Here is a 20644-nt window from a genome sequence, read left to right on the forward strand (position 1 = left end):
CTATGCTCTTGATATCGTGCAAAAGTGTCCAACGAGATAGGGTCACGTCGGCGTCGACCGTGCCCCCTCTGCTTTTCCCACATGCGCAGAAAAATCAACGGGTTTGCCCAAATTCGGATGGATGGGGTCATGCTTCGGGGCCAATTCACAGGTGAGCGCCGCCGTTTCCCGGTGCGGGGCCGCCGTTTTCCTCGCAAGTGCGATGCGAGCTTGATAGCCGCGTGCGATATCCAAGTGGGCACATGCGTCACGACACGTGTGGATAGCAGGTGAATGCCGACCGAACAGATTTTTGCCGGAACGTGTGATTTTTTGACATTCCATTCGTGTCGAAATGTCTCGAACGTGTGCATTGATGTGGCGTCGGTCGGCAGTTTTCCTCCCATTGTTGCCGGCCGATGTTCCCCTCTGGAGGTTTCGACCTTCACTTTGCCGGGCCTGATCGGCCCGGCTTTTTTGTGATGTTGCAGAAGCTCCAACTGACGACCGCGGCAGCAACGAGTCGACCTACGTGTCACCGATACTGACGAGATCGTTTCGACCAGGCCCTTCGCTGAGAGCGCACGAGCGTGACCTGTGCCGGACGCGTCGTGTGAAACCCAGTGTTGCCACATCGCGCGTACCTTACACCGCCGCCAGATAGCACTGCCAGGGTTTCTCCTTAGCCATTCGACTGCCTTTTGAAGCCGATTTTTTCGCTTCAGCAAAGTAGAAAGGGATCAGATTTCTTAAGTCTATAAATTCTGTCGATATTATCAACATGAAGCGGCCGATTAATTGGTGCGATCCGGCGCGGCGGTCTGGATGTCGAGAATGTCATATCTCCTGAGCTTGCTGGACAAGAGTCCCGTTCCCGAGGGATCGAACGCAACCGAAGCGCTCAGCAGGACGGTCGCGCTGGCGCAGAAAGCCGAACAACTTGGCTACAATCGGTACTGGGTTGCCGAGCATCACAGCTCGCCGGGCCTGGCCAGTTCGGCGCCGGAAGTGGTCGTTGCCTCTCTGCTTGCAAACACCAGCCACATCCGTATCGGCTCCGGTGGCGTCATGCTCCAGCACTATGCGCCTTACAAGGTCGCGGAAGTCTTCAACGTGCTGTCGGCGCTGGCGCCGGGGCGTGTCGACCTCGGTGTCGGTAAGGCTCCTGGCGGGCTGCCGCTTTCGACCAAGGCGCTCCAGGCCGGACGTGGCGCCGACGTCAAGCGAGACTTCGCCGATCAGCTTGCCGAACTCGATTCTTTTCTTGTGGGTACGCTTCCTGAGGGTCACCCCCTCGCGGGCGTTGCCGCCACACCTGTACCGCCCGCTCCGCCGGAACGCATACTGCTCGGCGCCAGCGACAATAGCGCCGCGCTGGCTGTCCGCCATGGATGGCAATTCTGCTTTGCCGCCCACCTCAATGGCGACCTTGCCAAGGTGCAAAGCGCATTCGAAGTCTATGAGAAGTCCACCGGCCGCGTGCCGCTGCTGGCTCTCTTCGCTTTCGTAGCGGAGACGACCGAGGCGGCCGAACGCCAGGTGAGTGAACTGCGCGTCTTCAAGGTTCATCTCGCCACGGGCCAGAGCGTCAACCTTCCTTCGCTTGAGGCCGCCGCGGAATTTGCGAGGCAGGCAGGCGTAAGCGAATACCGCGTCGAGGAGAACCGTCCGAGCGTGATCGCCGGGACGCCCGACCACGTCCGCCGCGAGCTGGACCGGCTTCACCAGCGCTTCGGCGTCAAGGAATTCGTCATCGACACGCCAGTCGCCGGCTACGCCGAGCGCCTCGCCTCGATCGAACTTCTTGTCGGCGCCTACCAGAGCGCGGCTGCCTGAAGGAGCAATGCCATGAGCGAAAAGAGCATTAGGTTCGGCGTCATGCTGCACGGGGCGGGCGGGCATATGAACGCCTGGAAACATCCGAGCGGTCCCGCCGACGCCAGCGTCAACCTGCAATTCTACATCGACACCGCGCGCAAAGCCGAAGCTGCAGGCATCGCATTCGCCTTCGTCGCCGACGGCCTCTATATCAACGAGAAGTCGATCCCGCATTTCCTCAACCGCTTCGAGCCGATCTCTATCCTGTCGGCGCTCGCCACGGTCACCTCGAAGATCGGTGTCGCCGGCACTGTTTCGACCTCCTACAGCGATCCCTTCACGGTCGCTCGCCAGTTCGGTTCGCTTGACCTGATCAGCGGCGGGCGTGCCGGCTGGAACGTCGTCACCTCTCCGCTCGAGGGCTCCGGCAGGAACTACAGCCGGCTGCATCCCGACCATGCGCTACGTTACGAGATCGCCGACGAATACCTGAGCGTTACCCAGGGCCTCTGGGACTCCTGGGATGACGACGCGTTTCCGCGGGACCGTGCGACGGGAAAGTTCTTCGAGAAGGAAAAACTCCATCGCCTCGATCACAAGGGGCGCTTCTTCCAGGTCGAGGGCCCACTCAACATCCAGCGTTCTCCCCAGGGCCAGCCGATCATCTTTCAGGCCGGCTCCTCCGACGACGGGATAAAACTCGCCGGCAAATATGCGGACGCCGTCTTCGCCAATGCCCCATCCTTCGAGGCGACACGGACTTTTCGCAACCAGGTCAAGGCAAGCGCGGTCGCGCACGGCCGCTCCGCCGGCGCCGTCCAAATCTTCCCCGGCATCGGGCCGATCGTCGGCGCCACGCGCGAGGAGGCCGAGGCAAAATATGCCGCCATCCGCGACTTGCTGAACGTCGACGAGGCGCTCGCCTATCTCGGCCGCTTCTTTGACCATCACGACTTCAGCCGGTATGCCCTCGACGAACCATTCCCGGAGCTGGGCGATATCGGCCAGAACAGCTTCCGGTCGACCACCGACCGGATCAAGGCCGACGCCAAATCAAAGGGGTCGACGCTGCGGCAAGTGGCGTTGGAGGTTGCGACGCCGAAGCCGCATTTCATCGGAACCGGCGAAGACGTTGCCGCCGAACTCATCCGCTGGATCGAAGAAGGCGCCGCTGACGGCTTCATACTCGGCTTCCCGGTGGTGGCCGAGGGACTGGACGATTTCATCCGTCACGTCATCCCGATCTTGGAAGCGCGCGGCCGTTATGAGCGCGTCCTTGCAGGCAAGACGTTGCGCGATCATCTCGGTCTCCCACGCCGTGAGAGCCGCTATTCCCAACAAGGCGATGGTGGCGCGTTGCGTCAGCTCGCCCGATGACGAGCTGCAGCGCATGAACACTCACGCCTCTGTCAAGGACGCCGTCAGGATCATTGCCGGCATCGGCAATTTTGTCGACGAATTCATCGACCTGCGCCACGATCTCCATCGCCATCCGGAACTGGCCTTCAAAGAGGAACGAACGAGTTCGCGCGTGGCATCCTTGCTTGCCGGCTGGGGGTACGAGGTCTCCACCGGCTTGGCAGGAACCGGCGTGATCGGTACCTTGCGGCGTGGTGACGGAAAAACCCTGGGCATCCGCGCCGACATGGACGCCTTGCCCATCGACGAGCGGACCGGGCTCTCCTATGCCAGTGTCCATCCCGGCGTGATGCACGCCTGCGGCCATGACGGCCACACGACGATCCTGCTGGCTGCCGCGCGCTATCTAGCCGAACGTGGCACTATCGCCGGCACCTTGAACCTGATCTTCCAGCCCGCCGAAGAAATCGGAGCAGGCGCGAAGAAGATGATCTCCGAGCGGCTGTTCGAGCGTTTTCCCTGCGACGCGGTCTTCGGGCTCCACAACTGGCCCGGTGTGCAAGAGGCACAATTCGGTTTCGTGGAAGGCGCCGCGATGGCATCCGTCGATCAGGCCGTCATCCGCGTCGTCGGCAAAGGCGGGCACGGCGCCGAACCGCACAACACTGTCGATCCGGTCCTGGCGGCAGCCCATATCGTGACGGCGCTTCAGAGCGTCGTGGCGCGCAATGTCGACCCGCGCGACATGGCCGTCGTCACGGTGGGCTCGATCCACGGCGGAGCGGCCTCCAATGTCATCCCCGACAGCGTCGAGCTCAAGCTGACCGTGCGGACGTATCGGCCCGACCTCCGGGCCGAACTGCAGCGGCGCATCCCGGCACTCGCCAGGGCGCAGGCAGAAAGCTTCGGCGCCACGGCCGAAGTCCACTATCGGCTCGGCTTTCCGAGCGTCATCAATCATCCCGCCGAGACGAGCTTCGCCCGCCAGGTGGCGCAGCGCTCCTTCGGGCGCGCTGCCGTGGAGGAGGATTTCCGGCCAAGAACCGCGAGCGAGGACTTCGCTTTCATGCTCGAGGCGCGGCCGGGCAGCTACGTTTTTGTCGGCAACGGCGAAAGCGCGCCGCTTCATAGCCCGCTCTACGACTTCAACGACGCAATCATCGCTCCCGCAGCCGCCTACTGGGTAGCGCTGGCTGAAACTTATCTCAACGCATCCTAGCGCAGGTCCAAGCCCATGAGCGACGACTTTTTTCTCTACACCACCCCGCTCGATGACCGTGCAAAGCCGCTGATCGACGAGCTCATCTTCGAATACGACAGCCGCTACGGCGACATCTTCGATCGCGAAGGTGCCGCAGCCGAACTGAACCGTTATCCGCCGGAGGCGTTCGCTCCGCCGCACGGGAACTTCCTCCTCCTCATCCGCGGCGGCGAGACCATCGGCGGTGGCGCCTTCAAGCGGTACGACGACACGACGGCGGAGTTCAAGCGCGTATGGACGCGCCGGGACCTGCGCCGACAGGGACTTGCTCGCAAAGTGCTCGTCGAACTTGAGGCGCAGGCAGAAAGGCAGGGCTACCGGCGCATCTACCTGACGACAGGTTTCCGTCAGCCGGAAGCCGTCGGCCTCTATCTCGGCCATGGCTACACGGCTCTGTTCGACACGACGGCCGACCCGGAAACCTACCGGCACCTCCCTTTCGAGAAGTTCATCGGCAAATCGAGAGTGGAGAGCTTTCTGCCGCGTCGTGACGAAACGCACGCTGCCCGGAGCGCCGCGCGCACCGGTTGATCCACCCGCAACGGAGGGCTCGCTCATGACGATTACCACGGACTTCGGCCGCCCTGATGTGTTCCCGGCCAAACCTGTTGCAAAGGGTGATTATTCCCATTTCAAGATCGTCCCGGCGCGTTATCCCGCGCGCACGTTCGGAACGGTCCTGGCGATCCTGATCATCCTTGCGGTAGCCCATTCGACGCTCACCAACGAACGCTGGGGCTGGCCTGTCTTTGCCGAGTGGTTCTTCGCCGAGCCGGTGCTCGTCGGGCTCGGCCGCACGCTGCTGCTGACCGCGCTTGGCACGATCTTTGGTTTTGCCCTCGGCACCGCGCTGGCACTGGCCCGCGTGTCCGGTTCGCCGCTGCTTGCCGGTGTTTCCTGGACCTATGTCTGGATATTCCGTTCGATACCGCTGATCGTGCTCCTGCTGATCCTCAACAATCTCGGCTATCTCTACGAGACGATCTGGATCGGGGTGCCCTATACCGAGATCAGCTTCTACAGCTGGTCGACAACGCAGCTCATCACGCCATTCTTCGCCGCGGTGCTGGGCCTTACACTGCATGCGGCGGCCTTCTCTTCTGAAATCGTTCGCGGCGGCATCCTTTCGGTCGATCAGGGACAGCTCGAAGCCGCCGCGGCCCTCGGCCTGCCGCGACGCCGGCAGGCCTCTCGCATCGTCCTGCCGCAGGCCATGCGGTCGATCCTGCCCACCGCCTTCAACGAAATAATCATGCTGGCCAAGGGCACCTCGCAGGTCTACATCCTCGCGCTGCCCGAACTCTTCTATACCATCCAGGTCATCTACAGGCGCAATCTGGAGGTCATCCCGCTGCTGATGGTGGCGACGATCTGGTATCTGATCATCCTCACCGTCCTGTCGGCCGTTCAGCACCAGATCGAGCGGCATTATGCGAAAGGCGCGCTGCGCAATCCGCCGCCTTCGATCTTCACCGCGCTTTTCAATCGCGTCAGGGCACGCCCGGCTGCGGCTGCCGCCGTTTCGCCAGAGGTATCATCTAGCCCGGCTGCGGTCGTGTCCGGCCGCTGGAAGGAAGGTGGCGTCAAAGGCGGCGAGCTCAATATCCACAACGTCTCCAAGAGCTTTGGCGAGCTGCGCGTTCTGCGCGATGTGACGCTGGCATTGCCGGCCGGCAGCGTGACGGCGATCCTGGGGCAGTCGGGCTCCGGCAAGTCGACGCTCCTGCGTACCATCAACCATCTGGAGCGCGTCGATGACGGCTTCATCTCGGTCGATGGCGAGCTGATCGGCTATCGCCAGGAGGGCGAGACGCTCTATGAGCTGAAGGAAGCGGATATCCTGCGCCGTCGGGTGGATGTCGGCATGGTATTCCAGAACTTCAACCTTTTTCCGCATTTGACGGTTCTCGAAAACATCGTCGAAGCACCCGTCACGGTGCGTGGCCTGCCTCGTCCCGACGCGGAAGAACTGGCCTACGACCTGTTGGCGCGCGTGGGGCTTTCGGACAAGGCCCATGCCTATCCGCGCCAGCTTTCAGGCGGCCAGCAGCAACGGGTCGCGATCGCACGAGCGCTGGCGCTCAAGCCCAAGGTTTTGCTGTTCGACGAACCGACTTCGGCGCTGGATCCCGAGCTTGTCAACGAGGTACTGGACGTCATCAAGGAACTCGCCAGCTCCGGCACCACTCTGGTGATCGTCACTCACGAGATCGGCTTTGCGCGCGAGGTCGCTGACACCATCGTCTTTATGGAACAAGGCCAGGTGCTGGAAACTGGCACGCCCGACAAGGTCTTCAACGCGCCAACGCATCCCCGTACCGCGGCTTTCCTCGCCAAGGTGCTGTGATCAAAAAACGCGGAAGAAAACAACTTCCAAAGGGAACCGCGACTCTCAACGCAACATGACAGGAATTCGCACATGACCGTTTCCATCCGTTCCCTCGTTCGTCCCCTCGGCGCTATCGCCATCACCCTTGGGCTGTTTGCATCCCCGGCGTCGTCGGAGGAACCCGATCTCAGTCCTGAGCAAGCGGGCCGCGTACGCGCAGAGCGCAACGACGAGGCAATCAAACTCATTTCTGCCGTCTTCAAGTTTGCCCAGCCAGGCAAATTCACCGTCGCAACCGCGCCGGGGCGCTTGCCTCTCGGTACGTATGCGAGCGACACCAAGACGCCGGTCGGGTCAGAACCGGATATCGCGCAACTTGTCGCCGACAGTTTGGGCCTCGAACTGAATCTCATACCCGTTGCCTGGGCCGATTGGCCGCTCGGGCTGGAGTCGGGCAAGTACGATGCGGTCATATCGAACGTGACCGTCACGGAACTTCGCAAGGAAAAGTTCGACTTCTCCACCTATCGCGACGACCTTCTCGGCATCTACGTCAAGTCCGACAGTCCGATCACCGAGGTCAAAGAACCGAAGGATATCGCTGGCCTCAAGGTGATCGTCGGGGCCAGCACTAACCAGGAGCAGATCTTGCTGCGCTGGAACGACCAGAACGTCAAGGCCGGGCTGAAGCCGGTCGAAGTACAGTACTACGATGACGATGTTGTGCAGCGACTTGCCATCCAGTCGGGCAGGGCGGACGCCTATCTCGGTCCCAACGCGTTCGGAGCTTACGAGGCCCGCGATGGCAAGACCAAGCTTGTCGGCACCTTTTCCGGCGGCTGGCCGCTGACGGCACAGATTGCGGTCACAACGCGCAAGGGGTCCGGTATCGCAGACGCAATCACCGCCGCGCTCAACGCGCAGATCGCGAACGGCAACTACACGAAAGCGCTGGAGCGCTGGAATCTCGTCTCCGAAGCGATCACGAAATCCGAGACCAATCCCGCGGGCCTTCCCAAGAGCTGATCCGGAGGGCCTTGATCCAGACCGGGCGGAGGCCGCTCCCGGTTCCTATAATTTCAACCATTCGAGAAAACAAATGAAGATCCCATCCTTTGCATTTGCCGCCAGCCTGCTCGGCCTCCTCTTCGCGACGGGTCCAGCCGCCGCGCAAGCCGGTTTCGATTTCTCGCCCGAGCAGAAAGAGCGTGTCCGGGCCGCGCCGATTGAGGCAGCCATCCGCGCAGTTCCCCCGAACTTCAAATTCGTCCAGCCAGGACATCTGACGGTCGCCGTCAGTCCTGGCGGCCCGCCGCTCGGCACCTACGCCACCGACGCCAAGGCTGTTGTCGGCGCCGACCCTGACTATGCGCAACTGGTTGCCGACAGCCTTGGCCTGCAGCTCGATCTCGTTGCCGTCGCCTGGGCCGATTGGCCGCTCGGCCTCGTCTCTGGCAAATACGACGCCGTGATCTCGAATGTCGGCGTGACGGAAGAGCGCAAGGAGAAGTTCGATTTCACCAGCTACAGGCAGGGCCTGCACGGCTTCTTCGTCAAATCGGATAGCGGCATCGCCTCCATCGAGGAGCCGAAGGATGCCGCCGGCCTTCGCATTATTGTCGGCGCAGGCACCAATCAGGAGCGTATCCTGCTGGAGTGGGACAAGCAGAATGTGGCTGCCGGGCTGAAGCCGCTGGAGCTTCAGTATTTCGATGACGAAGCCACGCGTCTGGTGGCGCTGACTGCGGGCCGGGCCGACGTCATTGTCCAGCCGCATGCGCAACTCGTCTTCATCGCGGCGCGCGACAAGACCATCAAACGCATCGGCACGCTGAGCGCCGGCTGGCCGCTGAAATCGGATGTTGCCATTGCCACCCGCAAAGGCAGCGGCCTGGTCGATGCGCTGACGATCGCCACCAACGGGCTAATCGAGAATGGTCTCTATGGCAAGGCGCTGGCGCGCTGGAATCTCACCGAGGAAGCCCTGGAGCGGTCGGAGACGAATCCTCCCGGCCTGCCAAAGTTTTGATGCGGCCGTGACGGGGGCGACCGCGGGGGAAGCCCCCGTCACATTCTTCCAAGATCGACCCGAAAGCGGCCAAGTGATGCCTCAACACTTCAAGATCGATCACATCGGCTTCCTGACTCCTGGTAACTATCCGGAAGACCGGCCACTGGCCGGGCTGGAAGACACGCTGAAGCTGTTCGAATTTGGGGAATCGCTCGGTTTCGACAGCGCCTGGATCAGGCACAGGCATCTCGAGCGCGGCGTCTCTTCCGCGCCCGTCTTTCTCGCCGCCGCGACACAAAGAACGACCGATATCCAACTTGGATCGGCCGTCATCCAGATGGGGTACGAGAACCCGTTCCGGCTGGCGGAGGATCTGGCGATGGTCGACGTGCTGTCCGGCGGCCGGCTCAATGTGGGCTTGAGCGCCGGTTCTCCGCCGCATGCGAAACTTCTCGGCCGTCTGTTTCTCGATGGCGATCCGTCGAGTGTCGACTATTCCCATGCCCGCGCGGAGCGCCTAGCTGAAAGCCTGCGCAGCGACCTGCTCGGGGACGACAAAACGGTCTTGTCCTCGGCCCTCGGCGATTACCGCCCACGCGTCCAGCCGGTTGCCGTCGGCCTGACCGAGCGCCTTTGGTATGGCGGCGGATCGCTGCGTTCGGCCGAGTGGGCCGCCAAGAACGGCTTCAATCTTTTGATCGGCAACGTCACCACCGGCGAGAAGACCGATGATTTCTTCGAGGCACAGCTCAACCAGCTCCAACTCTACTGTAGGAACTGGAATATCGCGCACCGGCCGCGCATCGGGTTTGGCCGCGTGATCGTTCCCTTTGACAGCGCCGATCGTCAGACGCGCGAACGCTACCGCGCCTATGCCGCAAGCCGCCACGCGCGAACGCTGCAGCCCAATGGCGAGCGACGGACGTTGTTTGCGCGCGACATCATAGGCACCTCGGAGGAGATCCTCGACCAACTGGCCGACGACCCCATCCTGCCGCTGGTCGACGAGTTCCGGATGGAGCTCCCCTATGACTTCCCCGAAGGGGACTATCGGCAGGTCATGCATGACTTCGTCCATGCCATCGCGCCCGTGCTCGGCTGGCGGCGAACGGACACCGCACTCCGGGAGGTCACGCCTGAAAGGATTGCGGGGTGATGGCACAGTCGATAGCGCTCCGATCCATGCCGATCTCGAACATGGCGCTGACTGCGGCGCTGGTGGCGAGGGTCGAGCGCAAAGAACCCGATCCCGGGCCGCATTACGGCAACTTCGATCTCTCCGAGGAGACGCGCGAGCGCTGGCTGAGACTGCTCCTTGAGGGGCGTACGCCCGATACGCCCTTCTGGGTCTTCTCTTACGGCTCACATCTGGAAGCCTGCCTTCGACGCATTCGAAGAGCGCTCGGCCGTAACATTCGGTTGGCGCCGGTCGTTTCGCCTCCAGCTCACGCGATGGTGCGGTACGCCGGACCGTCCGGGCCTGATGCTAGCCCTGGATAGAGGCGGGAGTTGCCGCGGCATCGCTTAGAGGATCAACCCGCTCAGGCTGGAGGATGATCTGCGGGCGCTTCTGGAGAGGGAAATCAGCGACGATCCATGTGCCACTGTACCACGCTGGATCAAGATCTTTACACCGGGCGGCCGGATATCTGCCTCGGCATTCACAGCGAACCGTGACTCCACGGACTATGCTGGCGATCTCGATCTCGACCTGGTTGCATCGATGGTAGCGACAGCTGCTGGGCATGGCGGAAGCTGTGCTCACTATCTCTACCGCAGTTCCGTTCGTCTCGCCGAGCGTGGAATCCGCGACGGGATGCTTTGGCGTCTCCAGGACAAGTCGCCAGAACAATTGAAGCGCTGCCGGACGACTGGATCGAGCGCGGGACCACGTCCATTCGTCGGGCAGATTGGCCAGACCAGTAATGCGTGGGCAGTCTGCACAATCCATGAGCAATTTGCTTCGTATTGCATCGCAAAAATGGACGAAGATTCCTTAGTCTATAGAATTTATAGAGTTATGTTCGAGGTAGTCGATCAAGGCGGGGGACGACCGGCCTCAGGGTCGACTGCAACGACAATCTCAGGAGCAATCAATATGACTTCCAAAATTCGATCCGGCGCCCGTTGGAGGACGGTGCTGGCTACATCGCTCGTCCTTGCCGCCGGCGTCTTCTCGACTGCGACGTTCGCAGGTCCGACGCTCGACAAGATCAAGGAACGCGGCACCATCAAGGTCGGCGTCGGTACCACGCCGGGCTTCTTCGCGCCGGACAGCAACGGCAAGTGGCAGGGCTTCTTCATCGACTACGGCCGGGCGCTGGCGATCGCCGTTTTCGGTGACCCGGAAAAGGTCGAGTTCACGAATTCGTCGCCGCAGCAGCGTCTGCCGGCGTTGCAGGCCGGCGAGTTCGACGTGCTGCTGTCCGGTGTCACCGTCACCGTGACCCGCGCCTTTCAGCTCGGCTTCCATTTCGGGCCAACCATTTTCTATGACGGCCAGGGCATCCTGGTGCGCAAGGATATCGGCGTGACGACCGCAGCCGAACTCGACGGCGCGACCATCGGCGTCCAGAGCGGCACGACGGGCGAGCTCAACATTGCCGACTTCTTCCGCAAGACCGGCAAGAAGTTCACGCCCGTGACGATCGAGGACACCGGCGAGTTCCTCAATGCGCTGGAATCAGGCCGCGTCGACGCGATCACGCAAGATTCGTCCGACCTCGTGGGCAAGCTGACCCAGCTCAAGAAGCCGGACGACTATATCGTCCTGCCAGAGCGCCTTTCCAAGGAGCCGCTGGCTCCCGCGATCGCTGGCGGCGACGACCAATGGCTGGAGATCGTTAACTGGACGGTGAACGCCACAATCCAGGCCGAGGAATGGGGTATCACCAGCGCCAATGTCGACGAGTTCCTGAAGTCGGAAGATCCGGCGATCCAGCGCTTCCTCGGTGTCGATCCATCGCTAGGCCAGGCGATCGGCCTTGATCCGAAGTTCGCCTACAACATCATCAAGACGGTCGGCAACTATGGCGAGCTGTTCGACAAGCACCTGAAGCCGCTGGGATGGGAACGTGGCTACAACAGCCTCTGGACCAACGGCGGACTGCTCTATTCGCCGCCCTTCCGCTAAGCTCTTCTACCGGTTTCAAGACCATGACGTCCATCGTTGTGCCGGGTCCGAAAGGTCCCGGCACTGTCCGCAGAATAAGCATGTGGTGGGGCCCGCGCCCCTTTACTCAGGTCGTGGTGATCATCGCTGTGGTCGCGCTGTTTTACGTGTTAGGCCACAACACGTCGGTGACGATGAGCCGTATCGGCGTAATTCCCGGCTTCGGCTTTCTCCAGCGCTCCGCGAATTTCGAGATCGGCGAAAGTCTGATCGCCTTCCGCGCCGGCGACATCTATGCGCGCGCCATCCTGGTGGGCATTCTCAACACGGTGAAGGTCGCCGTTCTGGGCTGTATCCTCGCCACCATCCTTGGCGTGGGGCTCGGCATCGCCCGGCTGTCTGGCAATCTGCTGCTGTCCGGCATTGTGCGCTGGTATGTCGAGATCGTGCGCAATACGCCCTTGCTGCTCCAGCTCTTCTTCTGGATATCGCTGGCTCAGGCGCTTCCCGCACCACGCAGGGCGCTCCCGCTGCTGGACGCCTTCTATTTGACCAATCGCGGCGTCTTCGTCCCTGGCCCGATCTTTCAGGGTCTGTCCTTCCCCACCCTGCTTGTGGCCGGCCTCGTCTTCGTCGCATGGGCGACGTTCCTATGGACAGCCCGCCGGCAGGGAAAGCTGACGCTCCGGTCCGGGCTGCTCGCCGGCGTTCTCGCGGTCGCGGGCGTCGCTCTCGGCATCCCACTCACCGGAGCCAGCGTCTCGCTCGAAGTCCCGGCGCTCTCTGGCTTCAACATCCGCGGCGGCTACAGCCTCACGCCCGAATTCGCTGCGCTGCTGACGGGACTGGTGGTGAAATTCTCCGCTTCCATCGCCGAGATCGTACGGGCCGGCATCCAGTCGGTCAAACGCGGACAATGGGAGGCGGCCCGCGCCATGGGTCTGCACGATGGGCAGATTATGCGGTTCATCGTCCTGCCCCAGGCGCTGCGGGTGATTACGCCGCTGACGACCTCCAACTATCTCGATCTGGTCAAGGATTCGAGCCTCGCGGTAGCAATAGGCTATCCGGACCTCGTCAGCATCGTCAACACGACCGCCAACACCACGGGCCAGGCATTCGAGGCCCTGCTGATCCTCATCGTCATCTACCTCATCCTCAATCTCTCTGTGTCGGCGCTCATGAACGTCTACAACAGGCGCGTAGCGCTTAGGGGAGGGCGGCCGGCATGACTGTGGCCGAAGTCGGCGCCCCTCTCGTCATCGCGCGCGCCCCCATATGGGATCGCCTCAGGACTGGCCTGTTCGGGACGCCGTTCAATGCCATCGTCACGGTCCTGACCGTTTCTCTGCTCGTGTGGATCGTGCCGCCGCTGCTGCGCTGGACGATTCTTGATGCCACTTGGAGCGGCACTTCCGCCGATTGTGCGGCGCGCGATGGAGCGTGCTGGGCTTTCGTGGCCGCAAAATTCCGCTTCTTCCTATTCGCCTTTTATCCGCCCGAGCTGCATTGGCGGCCAGCTCTGGTTATCTTGCTGCTGCTCGCACTCCTCGGCGCAACCGCAATCCCGCGTTTCTGGCGGCGCGAACTGCTGTTTGCATGGCCGGCGGTCATCGTACTGTGCTGGCTGCTGATGGCGGGAGCGCTTGGTGGAGCGCCGGTTTCATCGAACCAGTGGGGCGGCCTACCCGTCACGCTGCTAGTCTGGACCGTTTGCTTTGCGACGTCCCTGCCGCTGGCGGTCCTCCTGGCGCTCGCGCGGCGCTCGGATATGACCGGACTGCGCCTGCTTTCGGTCATTTACATCGAATTGCTGCGCGGCACGCCCATGGTCGCCATCCTTTATATCGCCATGTTGATCTTGCCGATGGCGCTGCCGGAGGGCCAATCGATGGACAAGACCCTGCGGGCGATGATCATGGTGGCTCTGTTCTGGACGGCCTATACGGCCGAGGTGGTACGCGGCGGCCTCCAGGCAATCCCGCCCGGACAGGAGGAAGCGGCCTCAGCGCTCGGATTAGGCTATTGGCGCGCCATGCAGTTGGTCGTGCTGCCGCAGGCGCTTCGTGTCGTTATCCCTGGCCTCGTCAACCTGGCCATCGGTTTCCTGCTGGCCACCTCCTTGCTCGCGGTCATCGGCATCTTCGACCTGCTCAATGCTGCGAAGGCGTCCGCAACCGATCCAAACTGGCTCGGTTTTTATGACGAAGCCTATCTGGTGGCGGCCATGGTCTACTTCGTCTTCGGCTTTGGCGGTTCGCGCTACAGCCAGTGGCTCGAAAGTCGTCTCAACGCATCGGAGAGAAAGTAAAGGCGCGGGAAGGAAAAACATTCCCCTCTCGCGCCGAGTTGGACAGCAACTGTCTCCTTCTCCTTCCGTCTGCGCTCGTGTGTTTCTTTGTCGCAAACGGCGACTACGGCACTATCGCACGACGATGAGGAATACGTGGCGCGCGGGTCTCAGAAGCTACGAGGTGTATAATGCCAAGGATCTTGCCAATTCTCGATCTCAACCGCTTTGAAGAGGGTGGTTCTGCACACATGGCCTTCCTTGCGGATCTGCGATCAGCCGCGCGCGACATCGGATTCTTCTATCTTGGCGGCCATGGCATCTCCCATGCTGACATACACACGCTGTTTGCCGAGGCGAAATGCTTTTTCGCGCTTCCTGAATCGGAAAAGCGTGCGATCGAGATGGTCAACTCGCCGCAATTCCGCGGCTATACAAGGGTCGGTGGGGAACGCACGCAGGGACTTGCCGACTGGCGCGAGCAGCTCGATTTCGGCGTCGAGCGTGAAGCTGTTCCCCAGCGGCCCGGCACGCCCGCCTGGACGCGTCTGCAAGGGCCGAACCTCTGGCCGACACGCCAGCCAAGCCTGCGCACGACCGTGCTTGCCTGGCAGGCTAAAGCAACCGACGTTGCCATCCGGCTGTTGAAGGCATTCGCGCTGTCGCTCGAGCGCGCATGAATCGCATTGCTCATGCTCCACTTGCCGACGAGCGCTTCGTGCGGGATGTGCATCGGGCGCTTTATAGCCGATATCGGGAGGCAGTTCCGAACGCTGGATGTTGTGGAACGAGACGCTCAACACGTTTGCTCGATCATCGGTCGGTACGCGCCTTTAAGACCGACGGCCTCCCACGAGGTGCGCTCGAGACCATCGTCGCGGTTGCGCACTCCGCGCCCCCTTCGTCCAAGCGGAGCTGCCCGCTCGGCGCTCTTTCGAGTTCATCGGACAGATCATGGCGGCGAAAATGCTGGATCCTGAAAGAAAAAGCCCGCTGCCGGGAGGAGGTGGCAGCGGGCTTGATTTCGAAAACGGCGCGGGAGGAGGTGCACCGCGTTCAACGTCGGCATCGCATCCGGGAGGAGTGGGTAGCCGACCACCTCATGATAGCAATTGCGCCAGATATTGCAACGCACAAAATTCATCCCGCAGTGCAAATTCTACGCGGTCGATCCATTGCCGGTGGAGAGCAAAAGTGTCGGCATGTTGTTGTCGATCTCGGATTCGACGAATGCGTGGACCACCGCGCTGCCGATTTCCCGGAGAAGCTTGCGCAAGCCGTCCCGATTGGGATTGATGTTTACTTCGACACAGTAGGCGGCGTGGTGCTAAACGCGGTGCTGAAACTGGGAAATCCCTTCTCCAGGATAGCACTCTGCGGAATGATTACCGACTACAACAATGATTGTCCCTATGGCATAACGAATCTCTACACGGCCATCGCCAATCGAACGCTTCTTCAGGCTTCATAGTTTCCGATCATGCCTCGCTCTGGCCTCACGCAATCGCCGATCTCGAGGGCTGGGTGCGCTCGGGAGTGGTGAATTTACAGGGAAACGATTGCGACGGGGCTGGAGCAAGCACCCTTGGCCTTGATCGGCCTCCTTCGCGGCCAAAACATAGGCAAGCAATTGGTGCGCATCGATTGATCTCGGATTACTGGCGATATTCCCGGCCGATCATGACGCTTGAGCGAGGAAGCAGCGAACTGCCGCGCGCCAAAAAAGCGCCTGTTCTCGGGCTTCGCGAAATTGGCTTGCCCGGCACGAAGCTAGAGTTCTTCGACCTTTGTCCGCGCTGTGGACACGAAAGCATCTCTCAAGGGGGAAGGCGCATCATATGCCATGGCAAGTTCGTAGCTGATCGGCGTGGCGGGCCTAGTCCACTCGCGAAACGTCACGCCGCATCGATCCGTATCACACTGGATTTTGGGAACGAGCGCTACGCCAAGGCCGCCGCCCACGAGATTTACGATGGCCTGCGTTCCCAGGGACTCCCCTGAGGTGACGACGTTCGTCGAGCAGACTTTCAAGGGTTCCGTTGTAACGGCCTGGTGAGCTTCAGCCGGCCCCGGCGGCGTTAATGTATATAAAAACCGTAGACATTATTGACATTCTGCCGGGTTGAGTCATACTGGCCTTCTAAATGCCTGACCGCCTACCACCCACTCGTGCTCGCATGACCAGGAGGTGACGATGAAACAGACATTTCTGAGCCATATCTGGACATCTATCCGGGCTCTCCCGTGCCGAAGGACAACAAACCGGCCCCAAGCCTGGACAGGCGAAAGCCTCTCCAGGGCGGAGCGTGACCGCCTGCCCGAGCATGACGAAAGCTTTTATTGGGGCTGGTGTATGCACGGCCATTGGTAGGTCGTTCCCGGCTCCCGTACGTCGGCGACAACCAATTGCGAAGACATGCGTTAAGCCGACTTTCGCTGTTCGGAATTGCCGACGATGGCAGTCCATATCGTGTTTTGACCTGATGAGGAGACTGGTGATGACACGTGTGCTTCCTGCCCTCCACGAGGGCCATGCCTCCATCTATCTGCACCAGGCGTTCGCCGACGCACTCGACGCCTATGAAGCCTGGGGCCTGAACATGGATGAGCCTACCGTGATGTTCGAGGAGAAGAACGTTCCGATCAGTTCGATTTTCGGGCGCATGCGGACATGCTTCGACATTGTGCCAGAGCGCTTGCGCGCCACCGTGGCCGACATCATCGGCGAGCGAGCATCGGAGATCAACAACGGCGGTCAAAGCACCTTCGCCGAAACCGCGGTCGTCCTCCGTGCAATGTGTGTCGAGCGTCTCCGGGACCAGGCGGCGTAGAGGAAGTTTCCGCTGAGCGCCGCTTCCGGAGAACCATTTCCCACATCCCACGCGAAATTCGCAATCGACAAAGTCTACTGATTTTATAGACTAATGCCGATATTGGAGGATGATATGGCTTACATCCATACCGAGAACACTCGCAGGACGGCAAGACGACCAGGCGGCGTGACGGCGCCCGCGGGCGCCTCGACCAAGGTGGCCGCATACGCGGCTTTTGCACTCTCATTCGGCTTCGCGTCCGCGATCGTGCTCGGGCTCATTCCCTGAACGGCTTCCCTATAACCACGGAGGGGCAGGATTTGATCTTTTCGCCGACCGTGGCGGAACCCCTGAACGAAGGAGGAAATGCGATGGCCATCGAGTTCACTTTCGTACCCGGTACCGATTCGAACGAGCTTTCGGCGGCAGGCGCGGCGCCGTTCTTTTTTGATACGCACGCATCGGCGGCAGCCCTCGCACAAGTCGAGGAAGCGGGCTTTCAAAGCGTCGTGATCGATGATTCCGCCGGACTTTTGACCAACTTCGATCTGGCGGCCAAGGCGGCGGCGGTGACGTCGTCGCTTCAGATTGTTCTTACACATTGGGCAGGGGTCGTCGCCCCGGCGGTGGCGGCACGGCAGCTGGCGTCGCTCGGTGTGGCAAGCGGAGGCCGTCTGGCTCTAAGGATTCTGGCCGACGGCATTGCCGAAAACGACGTCGCTACAGATTCGCACGCGAGCCATCTCGCGACCTGGCAGCGGACGGACGAATACCTGACGCTGTTGAAGAGACTGTGGTCGAACGACAAGCCGTTCGACCATGAGGGTCCGTTCTACAGCGTCCGTGGCGGGTTCATTCCGAACAAGGGTCCGCGTGGCTTCGGAATACCGATCCGGATGAGCGGGCTTTCCGGAACTTCCCTAAAGGTCGCCGGCCGGCATGCCGACATATTCGAACTGGCGCCCGGCGCGCCGGAGGATGTGCGGGTGCTGATTGCGCGCGTGCGCGCCGCAGCGGCTCAGTACGGAAGGTCCGGGAAGGTTCGTTTCGCAATGCCTGTGAGCTTCGCGCGCGACTGGCCGGTCAGCCGTGCGGACGCGGTTCACGCGCCCGGTCTTCCCGCGCGGTCGGCGCTTTCCCTGATCGCTTATGCCGAAGCCGGCGTCTCGGAATTCATGGTGACCGGTCCATACGATTCGGAGAAGATACGGAGATTCGGCCAGGCAGTAGCGCCGTTGCGCAATTCCCTCGCTCGCGAGGAACGGCGCGCCATATTGCCCGCGCCGGGGCTGTCGGGGGCATCGACGATGGGCAGGCGGTCCCGCGCTTGAGCGTGCTCCCGCTGCTCCAAGGCGATTCAAAGGCGCCTATCCAGCCAGTTGCTCCGCCAATCTCGCGCACTGGACCCGGATGTCGGGGATGGCGTCGATTTCGAAGAACGTGCCGCGGGTGAGCGGACCGACGGCGAACAGCTTGTCGGAGGGCGAGCCGTCCGCATCGATCACCGCGCAGTCCGGGGTCACGTCGAGGCTGAGCCGAAGCGGATCCGGGCGCGCGAGCCCACGGTCGGTCAGCGAGCGGACGACTGCGATCGCTCCGGTCGAGACGTCCTTGACGATGCCGGTGCAGTCGTAGGCGACGCCGACTTCCAGGTTTTCAACAGCCTGCGACTGCCGAAGTTGCAGATTGGCCGTCAGGGTTCGACCTTCCCGATGGGCACCCAGAACCCGGCCGGCAATGAGCCGGAGCCGGCCCGACCGCACCGCCTCGCTTATTCTTGCATGGATCTCCGGCGCCATCCGATGGCGGTGGATGTCCCACCACGCCTTGGTGTGCTTGAGAAAGCGGCGCTTTGCGCTCACCGGCCAACTTTGCCAGATGCGCTGATTGAAGGGCCTTAGTCCGTCGACGACATCGCGCCAGTTGCCGCCGGCCTTCTCGGTTGCGCGGACGAGGTCGCGGAACCAGCCGACAAAGTAGGAAAGCTCGGTGCCAAGCAGGATGTCCGCGCTGTCCAGCCGAATCGGGCTACCCTTCCGGTGCGGCGAAGGCAACAGTCCGCGCCGGGACACGGCGACGATTTCGCCGCGATGGCCGCGATGCTCCAAAGTAAGCCAGGCGTCGACCATGCTCAGCCCGGTGCCGAGGATGAGCACGCGGGAATCCAGATCGATTTGTGTGTCTTCGGCCGAACCGATGCGAACTGCAAAACCCTGCTCCGATGCAGGCTCTTCGTCATGCCCGGCCGCGAGTACCGCGACATGCCCGACGATGCTCGTTCCATTGGCCAGCCGTAGCTCCACGCCGGCGGGAGTGGGCGAGACCGAGACGCCTTCTTCCTGAACGAGACGGAGTCGGCCCGGTTCACGCTCGGCGATTTCCATGAGAAGCTCCTGGAGGTAGAGGCCGTAGACACTGCGCGGCGCATAGACTGGGAAGGCTTCCTCCTTCGCCAGCCCTTTGCCCCGCAGCCAACGCCAGAAATGCTCCGGGTCGTCCGCAAGCGCGCTCATGCCCATCGCGCTTACGTTGAGCAGGTGATCCGGCAGCGACGTTGAATAGGCAATGCCAGGGCCGAATGACGCGCGCTTTTCGACCAGCGTGACCCGTAGATTCGGATCCGGAGAACGCAGAAGATGTCCGGCCAGGATGACGCCGCTCGCGCCTCCGCCGACGATGATGATGGAGTTGCGGCTGCGCTCCGTCATGAGCGCCGCCTATAGCGGGGCGCCCCAGGAATCAGGCCTGATATTTCAGGGTTGCTGCTAGATCGTCGTTCGCGGAGCCCCGCATTTCGGCGAGACTGCGGTTGTCCAGAACCTCGGCGATGGCGTGCCGCACTTCCAGCATCATATGACGAACTTGGCATGTCGCCTCATCGCAATCTTCGCATCGCGCGTAGCGCGTGCGGCTCGCACACGGGATCGGCGCCAGAGGTCCGTCGAGAACACGCACGACATGGCCGACCTTGATATCCGTGGCTGGACGCGCCAGGCGATATCCGCCTTCCTTTCCCTTCCGGCTCTCGACGAAGCCGGCATTGCGAAGCTCGCCGAGAATGGCGTCGAGAAACTTCTTCGAAATGTTGTTGCTGGTCGCGATGTCGTTGACGAATGCGAGTTGTCCGGTCGGCAGATGTGCGAGATGCACGAGCGCCTTGAGGCCGTACTTGCCTTTCCTGGTGAGCATTTGACGAACGTCGTCCTGGCGTGCGGCAGCGGAGTGCCGCTTGTTGAGATCGCCTGGCTCCTCGGTTCGTCCCCACCGCGCCCGGCCGTGCATGACACATAAGTTCTAGTGACATTATATACAACCCGACAAACGTTGATTTTTCGTTGTTTTTCAGCCCGCCGTCGCTGCCCGGATGTTGGACTCCCGCACATTCGACGGGACAGGGCGACGCTGCAACAACAATGCGGTCAATTGTGCGCCGGCCAGGTCTGTGCGCTCCTTCACCACGGGGTCGGCCGGAAACCCGTCCGCAAATTCGTGATCGCTCGCAAATCGCATCGGCCTCGACGACCTCGATGATGGAAAGAGCCTCATCGACTGTTCGCCGCGTGAGAATGCCGCGCCAAGGCCGGAGCCGGCATCGATGAGATCGAAAATGCTGACCCGAAGGTCGATTCGGTGCATGGTCGCCGCAACCGGTTCCGCCAACGCGCGCGACCT

The 20644-nt window shown here is 61.8% G+C and carries 18 protein-coding genes and 2 pseudogenes; 18 read left to right on the forward strand and 2 right to left on the reverse strand.

Annotated elements, in window-relative coordinates; all coding sequences use genetic code 11:
- The first annotated feature begins 813 nt into the window (after positions 1 to 813).
- The 18 genes and pseudogenes from NKH89_RS12830 (at position 814) to NKH89_RS12915 (ending at position 18303) form a co-directional block, all read left to right on the forward strand.
- On the forward strand, positions 814 to 1815 hold the full coding sequence (locus NKH89_RS12830; protein WP_352909001.1) for an LLM class flavin-dependent oxidoreductase: 1002 nt from the start codon (positions 814 to 816) through the stop codon (positions 1813 to 1815).
- Positions 1816 to 1827: 12 nt separating this feature from the next.
- A complete protein-coding gene (locus NKH89_RS12835) occupies positions 1828 to 3174 on the forward strand; it encodes an LLM class flavin-dependent oxidoreductase (RefSeq protein ID WP_023803113.1) in 1347 nt (448 codons plus the stop codon).
- 13 nt (positions 3175 to 3187) lie between these two features.
- Positions 3188 to 4375, forward strand: a complete 1188-nt coding sequence (locus NKH89_RS12840) for a M20 aminoacylase family protein (protein WP_352909002.1) — start codon at positions 3188 to 3190, stop codon at positions 4373 to 4375.
- Between the two features lie 15 nt (positions 4376 to 4390).
- A complete protein-coding gene (locus tag NKH89_RS12845; RefSeq protein ID WP_023803111.1) occupies positions 4391 to 4948 on the forward strand; it encodes a GNAT family N-acetyltransferase in 558 nt (185 codons plus the stop codon).
- Positions 4949 to 4973: 25 nt separating this feature from the next.
- A complete protein-coding gene (locus tag NKH89_RS12850) occupies positions 4974 to 6764 on the forward strand; it encodes an amino acid ABC transporter permease/ATP-binding protein (RefSeq protein WP_023803110.1) in 1791 nt (596 codons plus the stop codon).
- Positions 6765 to 6836: 72 nt separating this feature from the next.
- A complete protein-coding gene (locus NKH89_RS12855; RefSeq protein WP_023803109.1) occupies positions 6837 to 7772 on the forward strand; it encodes an ABC transporter substrate-binding protein in 936 nt (311 codons plus the stop codon).
- 73 nt (positions 7773 to 7845) lie between these two features.
- Entirely contained in the window at positions 7846 to 8775 is a 930-nt protein-coding gene (locus tag NKH89_RS12860) for an ABC transporter substrate-binding protein (protein WP_023803108.1), read from the forward strand.
- 76 nt (positions 8776 to 8851) lie between these two features.
- Entirely contained in the window at positions 8852 to 9913 is a 1062-nt protein-coding gene (locus tag NKH89_RS12865; protein WP_023803107.1) for an LLM class flavin-dependent oxidoreductase, read from the forward strand.
- A 159-nt stretch (positions 9914 to 10072) separates the two neighbouring features.
- Positions 10073 to 10531, forward strand: a pseudogene (locus NKH89_RS12870) (gamma-glutamylcyclotransferase); the annotation flags it as partial.
- A gap of 324 nt (positions 10532 to 10855) precedes the next feature.
- On the forward strand, positions 10856 to 11890 hold the full coding sequence (locus NKH89_RS12875) for an amino acid ABC transporter substrate-binding protein (RefSeq protein ID WP_031256690.1): 1035 nt from the start codon (positions 10856 to 10858) through the stop codon (positions 11888 to 11890).
- Positions 11891 to 11970: 80 nt separating this feature from the next.
- Positions 11971 to 13101, forward strand: a complete 1131-nt coding sequence (locus NKH89_RS12880) for an amino acid ABC transporter permease (protein ID WP_023803104.1) — start codon at positions 11971 to 11973, stop codon at positions 13099 to 13101.
- Positions 13098 to 14180 (forward strand): amino acid ABC transporter permease, encoded by a 1083-nt coding sequence (locus NKH89_RS12885; RefSeq protein WP_023803103.1) that lies wholly within the window; start codon positions 13098 to 13100, stop codon positions 14178 to 14180. Before NKH89_RS12880 ends, NKH89_RS12885 begins: the two co-directional genes overlap by 4 nt.
- A 170-nt stretch (positions 14181 to 14350) precedes the next feature.
- Positions 14351 to 14833: pseudogene (locus NKH89_RS12890) on the forward strand (2-oxoglutarate and iron-dependent oxygenase domain-containing protein); the annotation flags it as partial.
- A 2-nt stretch (positions 14834 to 14835) separates the two neighbouring features.
- Positions 14836 to 15630 carry a zinc-binding dehydrogenase gene (locus NKH89_RS12895; protein WP_084833925.1) on the forward strand — a complete coding sequence of 265 codons (795 nt, stop codon included), beginning with the start codon at positions 14836 to 14838 and terminating at the stop codon, positions 15628 to 15630.
- Between the two features lie 173 nt (positions 15631 to 15803).
- Positions 15804 to 16160, forward strand: coding sequence for a hypothetical protein (locus NKH89_RS12900; RefSeq protein ID WP_156942719.1), 357 nt, complete (start codon positions 15804 to 15806; stop codon positions 16158 to 16160).
- A gap of 497 nt (positions 16161 to 16657) precedes the next feature.
- Complete coding sequence (locus NKH89_RS12905) at positions 16658 to 16990, forward strand: BRA0787 family protein (RefSeq protein WP_023803100.1); 333 nt, start codon at positions 16658 to 16660, stop codon at positions 16988 to 16990.
- 114 nt (positions 16991 to 17104) lie between these two features.
- Entirely contained in the window at positions 17105 to 17260 is a 156-nt protein-coding gene (locus NKH89_RS12910; RefSeq protein ID WP_023803099.1) for a hypothetical protein, read from the forward strand.
- Positions 17261 to 17343: 83 nt separating this feature from the next.
- Positions 17344 to 18303 (forward strand): LLM class flavin-dependent oxidoreductase, encoded by a 960-nt coding sequence (locus NKH89_RS12915; protein WP_031256659.1) that lies wholly within the window; start codon positions 17344 to 17346, stop codon positions 18301 to 18303.
- A gap of 36 nt (positions 18304 to 18339) precedes the next feature.
- Here the strand turns inward: NKH89_RS12915 and NKH89_RS12920 are convergent, their stop codons facing one another.
- Positions 18340 to 19680, reverse strand: a complete 1341-nt coding sequence (locus NKH89_RS12920; RefSeq protein ID WP_023803097.1) for an FAD/NAD(P)-binding protein — start codon at positions 19678 to 19680, stop codon at positions 18340 to 18342.
- Between the two features lie 31 nt (positions 19681 to 19711).
- The gene (locus NKH89_RS12925; RefSeq protein ID WP_023803096.1) at positions 19712 to 20161 is read right to left on the reverse strand and encodes an RrF2 family transcriptional regulator; all 450 of its coding nucleotides are present in this window, start codon (positions 20159 to 20161) and stop codon (positions 19712 to 19714) included.
- Positions 20162 to 20644: the final 483 nt, after the last annotated feature.

The sequence above is a fragment of the Mesorhizobium sp. M0923 genome (genome assembly GCF_040319365.1).
Taxonomy (GTDB): Bacteria; Pseudomonadota; Alphaproteobacteria; order Rhizobiales; family Rhizobiaceae; genus Mesorhizobium.